Annotated in this window: 2 protein-coding genes; both read right to left on the bottom strand. The window is 61.9% G+C overall.

What is annotated here, in order from left to right; all coding sequences use genetic code 11:
• On the bottom strand, positions 1-192 hold a 192-nt coding region (locus tag B5E41_RS30930; RefSeq protein WP_176439530.1), incomplete at its 3' end, for a 3-hydroxyacyl-CoA dehydrogenase NAD-binding domain-containing protein.
• A gap of 149 nt (positions 193-341) precedes the next feature.
• The coding region (locus tag B5E41_RS30925; protein WP_141098774.1) for an electron transfer flavoprotein subunit alpha/FixB family protein at positions 342-907 on the bottom strand (566 nt) is incomplete at its 5' end.

Genomic DNA, 907 nt, shown 5'->3' with positions numbered 1-907 from the left:
CTCGTCGGTCATCTTGCCGTTCGTCACCAGGCGGGCGAGATTGCCGTTGATGGTGGCGAGGCCGGATTCGATGCGGTCCTGCGAGAGATCGTAGATATGAACCCTGTAACCTGCGGCGGCCGAAACATGCGCGATGCCGCAGCCCATCTGGCCGGCACCGATAATACCAATATTCTTCAACACCGCATTCATCTCCAAACCCCCGCTCGGCAGTCGCCCCCGCGGTGCCGTATTATATTAGCAATACTGCCGGACGAAAGATCGCCCGGCAGTAAGTAGTAGACCGATAAAAGACAATTTTCCAGTCATTCGCAAGTGCGAAAGAAAGGCATTTGCCTCGCTCAGAGCGCCTTTTGCAATTCCGGCAGTGCGTCGAAGAGATCGGCGACGAGGCCGTAGTCGGCGACCTGGAAAATCGGCGCCTCCTCGTCCTTGTTGATGGCGACGATCACCTTCGAATCCTTCATGCCGGCCAGATGCTGGATGGCGCCGGAGATGCCGCAGGCGATATAGAGATCGGGCGCCACCACCTTGCCGGTCTGACCGACCTGCCAGTCGTTCGGGGCATAACCGGCATCGACGGCGGCGCGCGATGCGCCGACGGCGGCGCCGAGCTTGTCGGCAACCGGCAGGATGACTTGCCTGAACTTCTCGGCCGAGCCGAGCGCCCGGCCGCCTGATATGATGACCTTCGCCGAGGTCAGTTCCGGACGTTCCGAGGCCGACAGCGCATCGGAGACGAACCGCGACAGGCCCGGGTCGGAGACGGCCGGGATCGCCTCGACAGAGGCAGAGCCGCCTTCAGCTGCAGAGGCGAAGCTGGCGGTGCGCACGGTGATCACCTTCTTGGCATCGCTTGCCTGTACCGTCTGAATGGCGTTGCCGGCATAGATCGGCCGCTTGAAGG

The sequence above is a fragment of the Rhizobium esperanzae genome, from assembly GCF_002204185.1.
In the GTDB taxonomy this organism is placed as follows: Bacteria; Pseudomonadota; Alphaproteobacteria; order Rhizobiales; family Rhizobiaceae; genus Rhizobium; species Rhizobium esperanzae.
This window is presented reverse-complemented; position numbering and strand designations above follow the sequence as displayed.